This window comes from Xanthomonas arboricola (genome assembly GCF_002940665.1).
GTDB lineage: Bacteria > Pseudomonadota > Gammaproteobacteria > Xanthomonadales > Xanthomonadaceae > Xanthomonas > Xanthomonas arboricola_B.
Genome location: NZ_MIGY01000001.1, coordinates 933165 through 950101 on the forward strand (window position 1 = coordinate 933165; position 16937 = coordinate 950101).

The 16937-nt window shown below is 68.1% G+C and carries 8 protein-coding genes; 1 reads left to right on the forward strand and 7 read right to left on the reverse strand.

The genetic code is table 11. The features are described from left to right. Positions 1 to 107 precede the first annotated feature (107 nt). The 5 genes from XarjCFBP7645_RS04005 to xerD form a co-directional block, all read right to left on the reverse strand. On the reverse strand, positions 108 to 6215 hold the full coding sequence (locus tag XarjCFBP7645_RS04005; protein ID WP_104536309.1) for an ESPR-type extended signal peptide-containing protein: 6108 nt from the start codon (positions 6213 to 6215) through the stop codon (positions 108 to 110). A 489-nt stretch (positions 6216 to 6704) separates the two neighbouring features. After that, complete coding sequence (locus tag XarjCFBP7645_RS22070; RefSeq protein WP_308685968.1) at positions 6705 to 7025, reverse strand: hypothetical protein; 321 nt, start codon at positions 7023 to 7025, stop codon at positions 6705 to 6707. A 627-nt stretch (positions 7026 to 7652) separates the two neighbouring features. Further along, positions 7653 to 11705 (reverse strand): phosphoribosylformylglycinamidine synthase, encoded by a 4053-nt coding sequence (purL, locus tag XarjCFBP7645_RS04015; protein ID WP_104536310.1) that lies wholly within the window; start codon positions 11703 to 11705, stop codon positions 7653 to 7655. Positions 11706 to 12096: 391 nt separating this feature from the next. Further along, entirely contained in the window at positions 12097 to 12900 is an 804-nt protein-coding gene (locus XarjCFBP7645_RS04020) for a DsbC family protein (RefSeq protein WP_104536311.1), read from the reverse strand. A gap of 148 nt (positions 12901 to 13048) precedes the next feature. After that, complete coding sequence (gene xerD, locus XarjCFBP7645_RS04025) at positions 13049 to 14017, reverse strand: site-specific tyrosine recombinase XerD (RefSeq protein WP_104536312.1); 969 nt, start codon at positions 14015 to 14017, stop codon at positions 13049 to 13051. A 109-nt stretch (positions 14018 to 14126) separates the two neighbouring features. Between xerD and XarjCFBP7645_RS04030 the strand changes: the two genes are divergently transcribed. Next, positions 14127 to 14588: an RDD family protein gene (locus XarjCFBP7645_RS04030; RefSeq protein ID WP_104536313.1), complete on the forward strand. Its 462-nt coding sequence runs from the start codon at positions 14127 to 14129 to the stop codon at positions 14586 to 14588. 154 nt (positions 14589 to 14742) lie between these two features. Here the strand turns inward: XarjCFBP7645_RS04030 and lptG are convergent, their stop codons facing one another. Further along, positions 14743 to 15849 carry an LPS export ABC transporter permease LptG gene (gene lptG / locus XarjCFBP7645_RS04035; RefSeq protein WP_047127275.1) on the reverse strand — a complete coding sequence of 369 codons (1107 nt, stop codon included), beginning with the start codon at positions 15847 to 15849 and terminating at the stop codon, positions 14743 to 14745. Continuing rightward, positions 15846 to 16928 carry an LPS export ABC transporter permease LptF gene (gene lptF, locus XarjCFBP7645_RS04040; protein WP_024939128.1) on the reverse strand — a complete coding sequence of 361 codons (1083 nt, stop codon included), beginning with the start codon at positions 16926 to 16928 and terminating at the stop codon, positions 15846 to 15848. Before lptF ends, lptG begins: the two co-directional genes overlap by 4 nt. Positions 16929 to 16937 lie beyond the last annotated feature (9 nt).

Below are 16937 nucleotides of genomic sequence, written 5' to 3' on the forward strand. Positions count from 1 at the left end.
CCATCGAATCCGTTGGCCGGCCCAGCCACGGTCCTTGCCCGCCCCCTCAGGCCTTGCTCTGGCGCGGCGGCGCACGGTGGCGCCGCCGCGTGTCATGCAGCAGCGCATTACCAACCGAAGCCGGCACCCACGCCGATCGAACTGTCGTCGCCGCTGAGCGCGCCGCCCACCGTCAGGGTGGCGCGCGGGCTGATCGCACGCTGGTAGCCCACCGACAACGCCGACTCGCCGTTCTGGAAACCGACGCCGGCACCGACGCGGTTCTGCGTGGCGATGCCACCGACGCTGGCGGCCATGTTCAACATCGCCGAGCTCATCGCACCCTGACGATCCAGGCGACGGTTCTGCCGGCGCAGACGCTCTTCGATGTCGCCCTGGTAGGTCTCGAAACTGTCGGCCATCGCGTTGTAGCGGCTGTCGGTATAGCTGTTGGCCGCGGCAACGCCGTTGTCCAGCTGGCCCTTGTTGACCGCATCGGTGGCACGCGTGCCGGCGGCCACATTGGCCACCTGACGCTCGCCACCGACGCTGCCCACCGACACCGTGTTGGCACGATCGGCGACCGAGCCCTGACCCAGCGCGACCGCACCTTGCGCACTGGTACGTGCGCCCTGGCCGATCGCCGTGCCGGAGGCCGCACTGACCTGCGCGCCTTCGCCCATCGCCACCGCATTGGTCGCCACTGCGGCGATCTGCGTATTGGCGCCAACTGCGGTGCTGCCATCGGCATCGACGCGTGCGTTGCTGCCGATCGCAGTGTCGTTGGGGCCATGCGCATACGCGCTGCCGCCGATCGCAGTGCCGGTCACGTGGTTGGCCACTGCGGCGGTGCCCACGGCAGTGGAGCTTGCGGCCGGGGTGATGCTGCCAACCACTGCGGCGGTCGGCGTGCCCTGCACGCTTGCGCCGGTGTCGGCAACGGCGTTGCTCGATGCGCTCACTGCACTCACTGCGCTCGCAGCCACTGCAGGCACCCCTGCAGTGCGCAGCGACAGCGTGCGTGCCGCGGTGCTGGCCGTTGCGGTACCACCGCGTGCATCCAGCTCGGTGACCTTGCTGTCCAACGCGGTCAATGCTGCACCGACGTTGTTGTAGCTGGCACCCTGGATCACGTAGGTCGGCGCGACGAACACGCCCTGCGCACCGATCGCCGCGCCACCGCCGAGGAAGCTGGCGGCGTTGCTGAGCGACTGGAACAGCTGGCCGCCGTTGATCGCATCGGTACTGGCACCGGCAATCGCACCATTGCCGACGTTGACGATGCGACGCGTGGCCGGGCCGCCGCGGCCGTCGCCGCTACCCACCGAGACCACGTTGGCGTCATAGGTACGCGAGCCCGAGCCCAATGCCACCGAGTCGGCACCACTGGCACCGGCATTGGCACCCAGCGCCACCGCGTTGGCACCGCTCTGGCGCACGAAAGAGTTGTAGCCCAACGCCACACCGTTTTCGCCGATGGCATTGGTCTGCCGGCCCATCGCGGTGCTGTTCACGCCGCTGGCGCTGCTGTCCACACCCATGGCGCTGGCGCCGGTGGCCGAGGCGCGGCTGCCGGAGGCGATCGCCACGCTGCGTGCGCCGCTGGCGGTTGCGCCGGCACCCGCTGCGGTGGCGCGATCACCGGTGGCCGTGGCCACCCCTTCACCGGTAGTTTGCACCATGCCGTTGGTGGTCTGCACATCGGCGGCCAGGGCATCGAGCTGGCCCTTGTTGACCGCATCGGTCGCCGCCTGGCCGTCGCTGACATTGACGATGCGCCGCGTGGCCGGGCCGCCGCGGCCGTTGCCGCTGCCGATCGACACCGTGTCGGCTTCGTAGGTGCGCGAACCCGAGCCCAGCGCCACCGAGTCGGCGCCGGTCGCGCCGGCATTGGCGCCCAGGGCCACACCATTGACCGCGCTCTGACGCACGAACGAGTTGTAGCCCACCGATACCGCGTTCTCGCCGATCGCGTTGACCTGACGACCGACACCGGTGCTGTTGATGCCGCTCGCCGATGCATCCACACCGACGACGCTGGCACCGACTGCATCGGCGCGGCTGCCGCCACCCAGGGCCAGCGTGTTGTCGGCAAGTGCCGCCGCGCTCTGACCGAGCGCGGTGGCATTGACGCCGTCGGCATACGAGTTCCAGCCGATGGCGGTGGTGTAGTCGGCCGTGGCCCACGCACCCGCACCGAATGCGGCAGCACCGGTGCCGGAGGCACGCGCCGGGATGAAGCCGAAGAACGTGCTGCCGCCGACGGCCACGCTTTCTGCGCCGGTGGCCTCGCTGAATTCGCCGACGGCCACTGCACTTGCGCCGGAGGCCAGTGCGGCGGCACCCACGGCGGTGCTGTAGTCGCTGGACGCAACCGCGCCATAGCCCAGCGCCGACGACAGCCTGCCGCTGGATTCGCTGTAGCCACCGAAGGCTGCACTGCCGACATTGGAAGCGCTACTGCGGAAACCGGCCGCCGTGGCCTGGTTGTCCGACGCCACCGCTTCGCTGCCGAGCGCGGTCGCATAGGTCGAAATCGCCTGCGCGCCGGCACCGTTCGCGGTGGCGCCGACATCGCTGGCCAGGGCATCGCTGCCGACGGCGCTGCTGTTCTCGCCGGTGGCCTGGGCATTGTTGCCAACTGCCGCTGCGCCGATTCCGCTGGCCAGCGCACTCACGCCAACCGCCGTTGCGTTATCGACCACCGCCTGCGCACCGGCACCCAACGCCGTGGCGCCGGTGCCGGTGGCATTGGCGCCCTCGCCTGCGGCCAGGGCGTTGTCGCCCTCGACGTAGGCGCCGGCATCGCTGTCATCGCTGCCGCTGGCCTGGAAGTACTTGCTGGTGGATTGCGCGTTTTCGGCAACGGCGTTGAGCTGGTCCAGATTCACCGCATCGGTGCCCTGCGTACCGGCAGCCACGTTGGTGATCTGACGCTCGTTGCCGGCACTGCCCACCGAAACCGCAAAGTCGCGATCTGCCACCGAATCGGCGCCCAGGGCCACGCTGCTTTCGCCGGTGGATTCGGCAAAGTTGCCGAGCGCGGTGCTGTTGAGGCCCGGTGCCCATGCCGCGCCGCCGAGCGCGGTGGAGAAGTCGCCGGAGGCCTCGGTCGGCAACAGGCCGAGCAGGGCGCCACCGACCGACACGCTGTTGTAGCCGCTGGCCACGCTGCCCTGGCCGGCGGCAACGCTGTAGTCGCCGGTTGCGGTGGCATCGCCACCCACGGCCACGGTATTGGAGCCGCTGGCGGTGCTGAAATTGCCCAGCGCGGTGCTGTTGAAACCGGTCGCACTGGAATAGCCGCCCAAGGCGGTGGAGTAGTTGGAGGTGGCCTCGGCACCGAAGCCGAACGCGGCCGCGCTGGTGCCATCGGCCACGCTTTCTGCGCCGACTGCAGTGGCCGACTCGCCACTGGCGCTGGCGAAATAGCCCACCGCGGTGGTTTCGCTGCCATCGGCCACGCTCAACGTGCCGGCGGCCAGGGAACCATCGCCATAGGCACCTGCCGCCGCACCCAGTGCGGTGCTTTGCGCGCCGGCGGCTTCGCTCTCGCCACCCACGGCCACGGCGTAATCTCCGCTGGCCTGACTGAAGGCGCCGTTGGCAATGCTGCCGTAGCCGCTGGCGGCGGCGTTGTAACCGGCCGCAGTGGCGTACTGCGCGGTGGCGCTGGCACCGCTGCCGAGGGCGACGGTGCCGATCGCGGTGGCCTGGCTGCTGGAACCGAACGCGCTGCTGTAATCGCCGTCCGCAGTGGCGTTGGAGCCGGCCGCGGTGGCGTCCTCGCCCTGCGCATCGGCCGTGCCGGTGCCGGTGCCGGCAAACAGACGCGCAGTGGTTTGTGCGGTTTCGCCGACTGCATTGAGCTGGTCCAGGTTCACCGCATCGGTGCCCTCGGTACCGGCGGCGACATTGGTGATCTGGCGCTCGCCACCGACCGTGCCCACCGACACCGTGTTGGCGCGGTCGGCAACTGCACCGACGCCGAGCGCAACGCTGTTGTCGACCGAAATGCGCGCGCCGTCGCCGATCGCGATGCTGTCGGCGCCTTCGACGAAGGCCTCGGCGCCCAGTGCGATGCTGCGATCGCCATAGCCGACTGCTTGCGAGCCGATGGCGATCGCACGCCCACCGCCGGCATAGGCGTTATCGCCGATGGCCACCGAGACGCTGCCGCTGGCGGCCGAGGTGATGCCTACCGCGACGCTGCGCGCGCCGTAGGCCGTGCTTTCCGCACCCACGGCGGTGCTGGTATCGCCCCAGGCCACGCTGGCAAAGCCCAGCGCAGTGGATTCGAGACCATTGGCGATGCTTTCGAAACCGATCGCGGTACCGCCACGGCCATTGGCCACGCTGGTGCCGCCCACTGCAGTGCCATAGAAACCCGATGCCGTGCTGTCGGCACCCACAGCGGTGGCATAGCGGTCGCTGGCAATACTGTTGAAGCCGAGCGCGGTGGCATTGTTGACATTGGCAACCGCACCGCTGCCAACCGCAGTGGTGTTGACCGCTGACGCCACGCTGCTCGAACCCAGCGCCGTGCTGTAATCCTCATAAGCCGATGCATTGGAACCGGCCGCAACGCTGTCGGTGCCTTCGGCAATCGCGGTGCCATCGCCGGTGGCCACGAACGTGCGCGCGGTGGTGGAAGCAACGTCGGACACTGCGGTGAGCTGATCGAGATTGACCGCATCGCTGCCTTCGGTACCGGCGGCGACGTTGGTGATCTGACGCTCGTCGCCCGCCGCACCCACCGACACGGTGTTGGCACGCGCGGCCACCGAGTTGGCGCCCAAGGCAACCGAGTTGGCGCCGCGTGCGGTGCTGTAGTAGCCCAGCGCCGTGCTCAGCTCGCCACTGGCCCAGGATTCCGGGCCGACTGCCGTGGCACCTTGGCCAGGCGCATAGGCGAAATAACCCACCGCGGTGGCTTCGGTGCCGGAGGCTTCGCTGAGCGTTCCCACTGCCGTGGTGTAGGTGCCCGATGCGATCGCACCGGCGCCGAGCGCGGTGGAGGCTTCGCCGCTGGCCTGGGTCTGCACGAAGAAACCCAGACCGGGAATGAAATCGACCGGACCACCGACAGCGGTGCTGCTGGTACCGCTGGCACTGGTCTGCGTGCCCACGGCGGTGGCGTAATCGCCTGCCGCATTGGCGACCGCACCGAACGCGGAAGACTGCGCACCGGCCGCATACGCACCGACGCCGAACGACGAGGCGGCAAATCCATCGGCATTGGCGCTGGCGCCGACTGCGGTCCCGCCGACGCCGGCGCTGGTGGCGCCGGTGGTGACGGGCACGCCGCCACTGGTGATCAACGGCTCGCCGTCTTCGTCCACTGCAGCACCGCCAACGGCCACGCTGCCGGGGCCGTTGGCCTGCGCGTTGTGGCCGAATGCCGCGCTGTTCTGCCCGGAGGCGAGCGCATTGGCGCCGACCGCAGTGGCATTGTCGGCCACCGCATTGGCACCGGTTCCCAGCGCCGTGGTCGCCGTGCCCACCGCATTGGCGGCATCGCCGGCAGCCAGCGCGCTATCGCCTTCGACATAGGCACCGACGCTGTCTTCGCCAGGGGTCGCCTTGAAGAACGTGGCCGTGTCTTCGGCCACATCGGCCACGTCGCGCAACTGCGCCACGTTGACCGCATCGGTGGCGTTGATGCCGGCGCTGACGTTGGTGATGCGACGCGTGGCCGGGCCGCCGCGGCCATTGCCGCTGCCGACCGACACCACATCGTCTTCGTGGGTGCGCGAGCCTGCGCCCAGCGCCACCGAGTTGGCACCTGTCACGCCGGCGTTGGCACCCAGCGCCACGCCGTTTTCGCCGCTCTGGCGTACGAAACTGTTGTAGCCGATGGCCACCGCGTTCTCGCCGATCGCATTGGTCTGGCGTCCGATCGCGCTGCTGTTGACGCCGCTGGCGCTGCTGTCGGCACCGGTGGCGAGCGCGCCGGTCGCGCTGGCGCGACTGCCGGCGCCGATGGCGGTAGCGTTGGCGGCAGATGCCGACGCGCCGCGGCCGACTTCCACCGATTGCGCCATTGCGGAAAGGGGGATTGCGATGCCGGCGCTACCCAGCGCCAGGGCGATCGCGGCAACCAGGCAGCGGCTCTGGCGGCGGTCGATGAATGCGGCGGTGCTCACTGCGCCCGGGCTGTCGCCGCTGGCCAACTCCGATGCCACGGCCCACACGCCTAACGATTTGTTCCAGACCTTGCGATAAATCCGATTCATCGACGCACTGCTCCTGAATGTTGGGACTGGTTTTTTGACGAACACCCACCATCGCGAGGCCTTTTCGCCGCTGCGATCCCCCGTGGTGATTGGCGCCATGGGCCAAATGGCGGTGCGCGGGAAGCTGCACCCCGGGTAGTCAAAAAGTGAACGCTACCCAACCATAGAACTGAGCAAAGTGTTAACAGCCGTCAAATTGGGCGTCAAGTTTTTGACAGAAAGCACAACCGAGCGTGCGCGCCATCACACTTCGGCCTGCTTTTGTTCGTTTTTTGATAATTCTTTGGAAAACAGCGATCTAGATCATGTCTCGCAAGACATTTCCAAGCTGAATACGCATGTCCGCTGCGGACATGAAAGCCCGCCGGCAGGACGCCGGCAAGCCTGCTTGCGCAAAACCGCGCGCGGGACAGGCCAGAAATCGGACCAGCGCTCGCCGCGCCGACACCTCGGACCAGCACGATCGGCGACGGGACCGATCTACCTGCATCACTGCGCCAGAAAACCGACGTCCGCATCGCCTCGCGCCGCCGTGTGTCGGATCACCGGCGCGCCATTGGCACTGGCGATCGCGCCGCCGCCGACATTGACGATGCGGCGTGTGGCCGGACCGCCGCGGCCCTTGCCGGTGCACGTCGACAACCCCTGCCCCCGTCGCTGCGCCAACCCGCGTCCAGCGCCGATGGCGGTTGCCGATTCCCCTGCGGGTGACGCATTGCGTCCGATCGCGGCCGCGCCGCGCTCCAATGCCAGGCTTCCGCCGCCAAATGCATTGGTTCCATCGCCCAGGGCATTGCTCGCATTGCCCATTGCCAGCACACCCTGACCATCTGCAAACGCCGGTGCATCGGCATCGGTCGCAGGCGTTGCCGCTGGCGGCCTCGATTTAGTTGAAAATCAAAATTCAATTAAGATCGACGCTACACAGGCCGCATCAGCAGGCGCTTGGACTAAATGCCCAGTAGTTTTCCGATGGTTACTTGAAGTAAACCGTGCGTCGACTTCACTAAATGCATTTCATCGCAGCAACGCCGATGCGATCGCAGGTATAGGCCTCATCCGCAACGCCTGCAAAGTGGGAGCGAAAAGTCTCTCAACGGCCGCTGACCATGCTTGAACGCAGTATTCCCCGAATGTCCTGCCGATGCGCACGCTTCGTGCAAGGGACGTCGCTGCTATCGGCAACTGTCGCAGGCAAGCCTGGCTCCGTGAGAGCCTATCTGGTGCTGTCGACCCAGCCGCGGCCGTGCACTTTCTTGCTCATAACGCATCGCACATCGCCACAGCGAGCGCGGCAAGGGGCGAACGACCCGGCACCATCGCAGGCAGTTGCGCAGAGCCGACACCGGAAACGACGACGGCCGTGCGCATCGCTGCACACGGCCGTCGAATGACACTATTGCTGCGGCGCTTCAGCTCACGCCGCACAACTCACCATCAACCGCACCAGACCCGCGCATTGCGGAACATGCGCAGCCACGGCGCGTCATCGCCCCAGCCGGCCGGGTGCCAGCTCAGGTTTGCCGTGCGCGGGGTGCGCTCCGGATGCGGCATCAAGATGGTGACGCGACCGTCGGTGCTGGTCAGCCCGGTGATGCCGTCCGGCGAGCCGTTCGGATTGAGCGGGTACTGCGATGCCACCACGCCATCGCCGTCGATGAAACGCAGGGCCACGCGGGCAGCCGCCTGATCCACCACGGTATCGAACTCGGCGCGGCCTTCGCCATGCGCCACCGCCACCGGGATCCGCGAGCCGGCCATGCCGCGCAGGAAGATCGACGGTGACTCCACCACTTCCAGCAAGGCGGTACGCGCTTCGAACTGCTCGCTGCGATTGCGCAAAAAGCGCGGCCAATGCTCGGCACCGGGAATGATGTCCCTGAGCTGGCTGAGCATCTGGCAGCCGTTGCACACGCCGAGCGCGAAGGTATCGCTGCGCGCGAAGAACGCGGCGAATGCATCGCGCAAGGCGGTCCGCTCCAGGATCGAGGTGGCCCAACCGCGGCCGGCCCCCAGCACGTCGCCGTAGCTGAAGCCGCCGCAGGCGGCAAACCCGGAGAATTGCGCCAGATCCACGCGGCCTTCGATCAGGTCGCTCATGTGCACGTCGAACGCACGGAAACCGGCGCGCTCGAAGTTGTAGGCCATCTCGATCTGTCCGTTGACGCCCTGCTCGCGCAGGATCGCCACCTTGGGCCGCACGCCGGTCGCCACGAAGGGCGCGGCCACGTCTTCGGAGGGGTCGAACACCAGCTTCGGGCGCAAGCCCGGCGCCTGGAAGTCGCGTGCCTGTGCGCGTTCTTCGTCGGCGGTTTCCGGGTTGTCGCGCAGCCTCTGCATGGCGTGCGTCACCGACCACCAGGCATCGAACAAGGCTTCCCAACGCCACTCGGCCAGCACCCGGCCCTGCCCGCTCACGCGGATGCGCGGCGTACCGGTAGGCCGCGCAATGCGCTGCGCGCATTCGGTCAGGGCATGCCGTTCGACCAGATCGGCGAACGCGGCGCGATCCTCGTTGGCGATCTGCACCACCGCACCCAGTTCCTCGTTGAACAGGCTGCGGAATGCATCGTCGCCCCAGGCATCGAGGGTGATATCCAGGCCCTGCCGCGATGCGAACGCCATTTCGCACAGCGCCGCGAACGCCCCGCCATCGCTGCGGTCGTGATACGCCAGCAGCAGGCCGCTCTCGCGCGCCGCGCGGATCAGCTCAAAGAAGCTGCGCAGCCGCTGCGCATCGTCCAGATCCGGCACCTCGCCGCCGAATGCCGGCAACGCCGCAGCGTCTGCATACACCTGCGCCAGCACCGAGCCACCCAGACGCTGCTTGCCGCCACCCAGCCCGATCAACCACAGCTCGCTCTCTTCGTCGCTACGCAACAACGGCGTCAACTGCGTGCGCACATCGCCAACGGGCGCGAACGCGCTGATGATCAGCGAGACCGGTGAAACGCTTTTGTGGGTTTCACCGGGAATGGCGAATGGGGAATGGGGAATGGTGGAAGCGGAGGGCTGCGGCGTTTCGCCATTCCCGATTCCCGATTCCCCATTCGCGACAACCCACTGCGCCTGCATCGACAGCGAGTCCTTGCCCACCGGCACGCTCAGTTCCAGCGCCGGGCACAGCTCCATGCCGATCGCGCGCACCGCGTCGTACAGCAAGGCGTCTTCGCCGGCGTGACCGGCGGCGGCCATCCAGTTGGCCGACAGCTTGATGCTGTCCAGCGTCTGCACCGGCGCGGCGCACAGGTTGGTGATCGCCTCGCCCACCGCCATGCGCGCCGACGCGGCGGCATTCAACAACGCCAGCGGGGTGCGCTCGCCGATCGACATCGCCTCTCCGGCAAAAGTGTCGAAGCCGGCCAGGGTGATCGCGCAATCGGCCAGCGGCAGCTGCCACGGCCCGATCATCTGCTCGCGCGCGGTCAAGCCACCCACGCTGCGGTCGCCGATGGTCACCAGAAAGCTCTTGGACGCCACCGTGGGATGCGCCAGGACGCGCAGACCGGCCTGCTGCAGATCCAACGCGGCGGTCTGCAGCACCGGCCACTGCGGCGCCGGCGGATGCACCGCATCGCGATGCATCTTCGGCGCCTTGCCGAAGAGCACGTCCATCGGCAGGTCGATCGGCAGCGGGGATTGGGGATTGGGGATTGGAGATTGGGGGAAAGCAACGGCGGACCCGGCAACTGACGAATCGCTTTTGCGAATCTCCAATTCCGAATCACCAATCCCGTCCCCAAACACGCCATAGCCAACCACCAGCCGCTCCTCGGCCGTGGCCACGCCGACCGCGGCAAACGGGCAGCGTTCGCGCGCGCAGATCGCGGCGAATTCGTCCAGGCGCGCCTGCGGTACGCCCAGCACGTAGCGCTCCTGCGATTCGTTGCACCACAGTTCCAGCGGCGACAGCGAGGGGTCGTCGGTGAGCACGCGGCCCAGGTCGATGATGCCGCCCACGCCGGAGTCGTGCAGCAGCTCGGGGATGGCGTTGGACAGGCCGCCCGCGCCCACGTCGTGAAACCAGCGGATCGGGTTGTCGGTGCCCAGCGCCACGCAGCGGTCGATGACCTCCTGGCAGCGGCGCTCCATCTCCGGGTTTTCGCGCTGCACGCTGGCGAAATCCAGCGCCTCGGCGCTGTCGCCGGCCGCCACCGAGCTGGCCGCACCGCCGCCCAGGCCGATCAGCATCGCCGGGCCGCCCAGCACGATCACCGCATCACCGGGCTGCAGGCGCAGCTTCTCGACCTGATTGCGATCGATCGCGCCCAGGCCGCCGGCCAGCATGATCGGCTTGTCGTAGGCGCGGGTCAGGCCCTGACCTTCGGCGAGCTCGAAACTGCGGAAATAGCCGAGCAGGTTCGGCCGGCCGAACTCGTTGTTGAACGCGGCGCCGCCGAGCGGGCCGTCGAGCATGATGTCCAGCGCCGGGGCCATGCGCGGGTTCAGCGCGCGCGGCGCTTCCCATGGCTGCGGCAGGGTCGGGATGCGCAGGTGCGACACCGTGAACCCGGTCAGCCCGGCCTTGGGCTTGCCGCCGCGGCCGGTGGCGCCTTCGTCGCGGATCTCGCCACCGGCACCGGTGGCGGCGCCGGGAAACGGCGCGATCGCGGTCGGGTGGTTATGCGTTTCCACCTTGATCGCAAACGCCGACGGCAGCACCGCCTCGGCGCGGTACTCGCCGCTGGCCGGATCCGGCCGATAGCGCGCGGCCGGCACGCCTTCCACCACCGCCGCATTATCGCTATAGGCAGACAGGGTGTGCTGCGGGGTCTGCTGGTGGGTGTGCTTGATCATGCGGAACAGCGAGCGTTCCTGCGGCTTGCCGTCGATGGTCCAGCTGGCATTGAAGATCTTGTGCCGGCAGTGCTCGGAGTTGGCCTGGGCGAACATCATCAGCTCGACATCGGCCGGGTCGCGGCCCAGCTCGGCGAAACGTTCGCGCAGGTAGTCGATCTCGTCCTGCGCCAGCGCCAGACCGAGGTCGCGGTTGGCCTGTCCCAGCGCCGCCAGCGGCACGCGCTGCAACTGTCCGCGATCGGGCACGTTGAACAGCGCCTCGGCGGCCGCGGCCGAGCCGAGCAGCGACTGCGTCATCGGGTCGTGCAGCAGCTTGGCCACGGCGGCCTGGATCGCTTCGTCGGCCGGCCAGCCGGCCAGATCGATGCGGGTACCGCGCTCCACGCGCTGGATCGGCTGTCCGGCCCCGCGCACCAGTTCGGTGGCCTTGCTCGACCACGGCGACAAGGTGCCCAGACGCGGTACCACATAGCGCGAGGAGGCGTCCTCGGCCCGCGGCGCGGGGGCGGCTTCGGCCTGCAGGATCCGCTGCAAGGTGGCCTGATCGGGCGCTTGCCCGGCCTCGGCGCGGATGAAGTACACGTGCCAGGCGCCGGTGATGCGCAGCGCGGGAACGAGGGTTTGCAGGCGGGTTTCGAGCCGAGCGCGGCGGAACGGCGAAAGGGCAGAAGCGCCCTCGAGGACCATCATGTCCGGGGAACCGTGTCAGAAACGGGGCTGCAGATTGTAACGGAGCTGATGCGCCGGCGCCGGACCCGGCGTGGGTGGGCCGCCAATCCATGCGGTGATCATCGGCACAGCCCGGGCCGGATGCGGCGCGTTCCGGCCGATGCGGCAACGGCGAAGGCGGATGGCGATGCCAGCAGGGATTGTCGCGTCCACCTGTCTTTGGGCCGGTCTCCGCGCGGTGGCGACGTCCGCAGTGCTGGCACTGCCGGTCCACCGCCGCTCTCACCCTATAAACCATGCAGCCGGCCCGACCCTGAAACGCAAGAGGCCGGAATGCATGCGCATTCCGGCCTCCTGATCGATCACACCGACCGCCGCAGCGGCCCGCATCCCGGCGCCGCTGTCGGATACCTCAGCGGCTGCCGCCGGCAGTGGTGACCGCGCGCTTTTCCAGCGCCTCACGCAGCTGCGCCGGCGGCAGGTAGCCACCGAGCTGAGTGCCGTCCGGCGCAAAGATCGCCGGGGTGCCATTGACGCCAAGACGCTGGCCCAGCGTGTACTCCATCGACACCGGGTTCTTGCAGTCCTTGGCATTCACCGGCTGCCCGGACTTGGCCGCGGTCAGCGCCTGCTTGCGGTCGGCCGCGCACCACACTGCGATCATTTCCTTGTGGTCCTGGCTACCCAGGCCCATGCGCGGAAATGCCAGATATTCCACCGCGATTCCCTGCTTGTTGAGCTCGCCGATCTCGCTGTGCAGCTTGCGGCAGTAACCACATTCCACGTCGGTGAACACCGTCACGGTGTACTTGGGATTTGCCGGCGCAAATACGATGCGGTCGGCCTTGGGCACGGTCTCCAGCTGCTTGCGGCGGTAGGCCAACAGACCCGGGCTGGCAGCGAACTGCTTGTTCTGGATGTCGAACGGCTGCGCCTGGATCAGGTAACGGCCGTCGTCGCTGACGTACAGCACCTGCCCGCCGACCACCACCTCACGGAAACCGGGAAACGGCGCGGCGCCGATGTAGTCCGGCTTGAAGTCCGGATCCAACGCCTTGAGCGCGACGCTCACACGCTGGTCCACATTGCCCGAGGCGGCGGGGGCGGCAGCGGCGGCTGGCTTGGCGCCGGCGTTGCTTGCCGCAGGCTGCGAGGACTGCGCGCAGGCGGTAAGGCTGATTGCGCCCAGCAGCGCGGCGATGGCAAGACGATACATTCACGCATCCAGTGGAATGGGGTGCCTGGATTCTCGCACAGCGCAGATGAAGCCAGGCAGCCAGCAGGCCGGCCTGTCTGCTGGCTGAGCCGCTGAATGGACCGCCGCCTCGGCCGAAGCGGCACCGCCGCTGCCTCTGCGGCCGCGGTCAACCGCGCGGATGATGGGTGGCGTGCAGCTTCTGCAGGTGCTGACGGGCCACAAGCGTGTAGATCTGCGTGGTGGACAGCGAGCTGTGACCGAGCAGCATCTGCAGCGCGCGCAGGTCCGCGCCGTGGTTGAGCAGATGGGTGGCAAAGCTGTGCCGCAGCCCGTGCGGGCTGACCGTGGCGGGATCGATTCCGGCCACCGCCGCATAGCGTTTGACCAGCGCCCAGAACTGCTGGCGGCTGGGCGGCTGACGCGCTGCATCGATGAACAACGGCACCTGCCCGTCCACTGCCGCCACCGCCTTGTGGCTGGCCAGCAGCGGGCGCGCCTGGCTCAGATATCGCTCCAGCCAGTGCTGCGACTCCTCGCCCAGCGGTACCAGCCGTTCCTTGCTGCCCTTGCCGGTGACCCGCAGCACGCCCTGGCGCAGGTTGACCCCCACCGCCGGCAGGTTGACCAGTTCGCTGACCCGCAGGCCGGCCGCATACATCAGCTCGAGCATCGCGCGGTCGCGCAGGCCCAGCGGCGTGTCGATCTCGGGCGCGGCCAACAGCGCCTCGATCTGCGTTTCGGTCAGCGCCTTGGGCAGCGAGCGCGGCAAACGTGGCGGGTCCAGCAATGCGGTGGGGTCGTCGCTGCGCACGCCATCGCGCAGACACAGGCCATAGAACGCACGCAGGGTCGACAACAACCGGGCATTGCTGCGCGGCGAATAACGCGCCTCGGTGCGCCAGCGCAGATAGTCGAACAACACCGCGCGATCGACCCCCAGCAGGCCGCCGCCACCGTCGCGCCAACGCGCCAGCCCTTCCAGATCGCGCCGGTAGCTGTCCAGGGTCTGCCGCGCCACGCCCTGCTCGGCCCACAACCGCTCCAGGAAGCGTTCGATGGCGGCGGCATCGGCGGCCTGCACCGGTGGCAGGTGTTGCGCCAGTTGGCGACGTTCGGCGGGACTGCTGGCTGACATCGCAACAGCATAGAGCGTGGCATGCGTGTTGCGGCGCGCCGTGTTGGCCAGGCGCGGGATTGCCGCAGCGCGACGTTGCCCGATCGCCTGCGCCGGCTATGCTCGCGGCATGACCTCGCCCCCTTCACCGCGCAGCGCGCGACCGCCCGCCCTGGTGGTCTGGCGCCTGCTGGCCATGTGCTACGACGCCTGGCCGGTCCTCGCGCTGTGGATGCTGATCTCTGCCGCGTTCACGCTGGGGTTCACGCTTGCCGGACACCCGGCTCGCGAAAACATCGCCCCCTTCAGTGGCTGGCAATGGCTGTTGTGGCTGTGTTGCTGGATCGCTGCCGGGGTGTACGCCACCGTCAGCTGGCGACGGGGTGGCCAGACCCTGGGCATGCGCCCATGGCGGCTGTCGCTGGTCGGTCCGCAAGCCTCCTGGCGTACGCTCTGGATCCGCTATACCGTCGGTACGCTGTCGCTGGGCTTGGCTGGCGCAGGGTTCTGGTGGGCCTGGCTGGATCGCGATCGCTTGGCCTGGCATGACCGCGCCAGTGGCACCCGGCTGCAGCGCACCCCGAAGCGCTGAAACGGTCAGGCCGGCCCCTTGCCGCTCTCTACGGCAGGCGACGTTGGAGTGCGGCCGTCATGCGGAGTACTGACCGCCCAGAGGCGCGAAGCGGTAACCGCTGCTCAGAGCAGGCAGAGCACGGTTCCGAAGACGCTGAACCGACCCATCGGCGTCAGCTGCTGCGCCGTCGGAACAACCACGCCGACACGCCCAGCATCACCATCGGCGGCAGCGCGTAGGCGATGCGGTAATCCAGCTTGAGCGCGCCGGCCATGCGGCCGAAGAACAGCTGCAGCAGCCAGAACCCCAACGCGAACAGGATGCCCAGGAACAGGCGCTTGCCCAGGCCGCCGCTGCGCAGCGAACCGAACGAAAACGGAATCGCCGCCAGGCACAGTGCCAGCACGTTGAGCGGATAGAACCAGCGGCTCCAGTACTGATCTTCGTAATCGCGTGCGTCCAGGCCGTTGCGGCGACGGTACTCGATGCTCTGTTCCAGATCGCGCGCGGACAGGTTGCGCGGTTTGGCCAGCCCGGCCGCCAGCGCTGCAGGGCTCAGCTGCGATTGCCAGGGCAGTTCGGGGAAGGTTTCGCGCTGCACCGAGCGGTCCTGGAAGGTATCGCGTCGCACCTGGCGCAGCGTCCAGGTCCCGTTGCGGTTCTCGGCCAGCCCCGCATAGGTCAGCTGCTGCAGACGGCCACTGGCATCGAGGTGATACAGCCGCACGTCGTGCAGATCCAGCGCGGTGCCGCCGTCATCGAGCAGCTTCTCTTCGCCGCTGAGCGCATTGAGGAAGGTGTCGCCTTCGCGCGCCCACAGGCCGGAATAGCGTGCCATTGCCATGTTGCTGTTGTAGCGGGCGCTGGTTTTCAGGGTATCGGCCTGGTTCTGCGCCCACGGCCCCACGGTCTCGCCGCTGATCACCATGGTGGCGGTCAGCAGCGCCATGGCGGCCACTACCGAGGCCGACATGCGCTTGCGCGACACGCCGAGCGCGCGCAGTGCGGTGAGCTCGGACGTCGCCGCCAGCTGGCCCAGGCCCATCAAGGCGCCGATCACCGCCGCAGTGGGGAACAAGGTGTAGGCCCGACGAGGCACCGTGTAGGCCACATACGCGATCGCATGACCGAAGGTGTAAGTCCCCTGGCCGATGCTTTTGGCCTCGCTGGCAAACGCGTTGACCAGGTCCAGGCCCAGCAACACCGCCCATGTCAGCAGCACGGTGAACAGCACCGCACGCCCGATGTACCAATCATGCACCCGCGGCATCAGCCTCATGCGCGCACCCTCGGCCGACGCACGCGGCCATCGCGTGCATACGCCCAGATCGCCACTGCCAGCAGCGGCAGGGTCAGCCACCACAGCCCGAGCGCGGCCGGCGTCTTGCCGTTGGCGATCCACTGGGTGCCGACGATCATCAGATTGGTGCCCACCATGTAAGCCAGGAAGGCCAGCATGATCCGGCCATACCGCTGCTGCCGCGGTGCGCTGCGCGACAGCGGCAGGGTCAGCAGCGCGAAAGCAAGCGCCAGCAGCGGTGGCGCCAGGCGTTCATGCAACTGCGCGCGCGCGGCGGGGCGCTGGTCCGACAGCAACTGCGTGGTCCACATCACTTCCGGATCGTTGGCATCGTGCACCTGGGTCCGGTCGGGCAAGGCCACATCGTTGCTGGCGAACTTCATCAGGCGGTAGTCCAGGGTGTTGCCGGCGGCCGGGCCTTCGATGCGGTAGCCGTCCTCCAGGCGCAGATAACGGTCGGCCTTGCCTTCGAAGAACATCGCGCCGCGGTCGGCGGTGACCACATCGATGCGGTCGTCCTTCTGGCGCTGCATGAAGACCTTGCCCAGGCCCTTGCCGTCGGCCGAGATCGTGGTCAGGTAGACCACCCCGCCGCCGGACAGCGGAGTGAACTTGCCCGACTCCAGGCCGGCCATCACGATGCTGCGGTTGGCGTCTTCCAGCATGGTCTCGGCGGTGCGGCTGGCCCAGGGGCCCAGCCACAGCGAGCACAGCCCGATCACCACCACCACCGGCACCACCAGCATCAGCATCGGCCGCAACATGCGCCGCGGGCCCACACCGATGGCGGTAATGACGGCCATTTCTGAATCGCGGTACAGCCGCGCCAACGCCAGTAACAGCCCCAGCATCAACGCCAGTGGCAGGATGATCGGCAGATACGCCACAAATTGCAGGCCCACCTGGGACAGCAGCAAGCGAGCAGGGATGCGGCCGTCGGCGATATTGCCGAGGATATCCACCAGCACACCGCCCACGCTGACGACCAGCAGCACGATCAGGGTGGCCAGGAAGCTCTGGGTGAAATCGCTAAGCAGGTATCGATCGAGCTTCGGCATGGGGTGGGC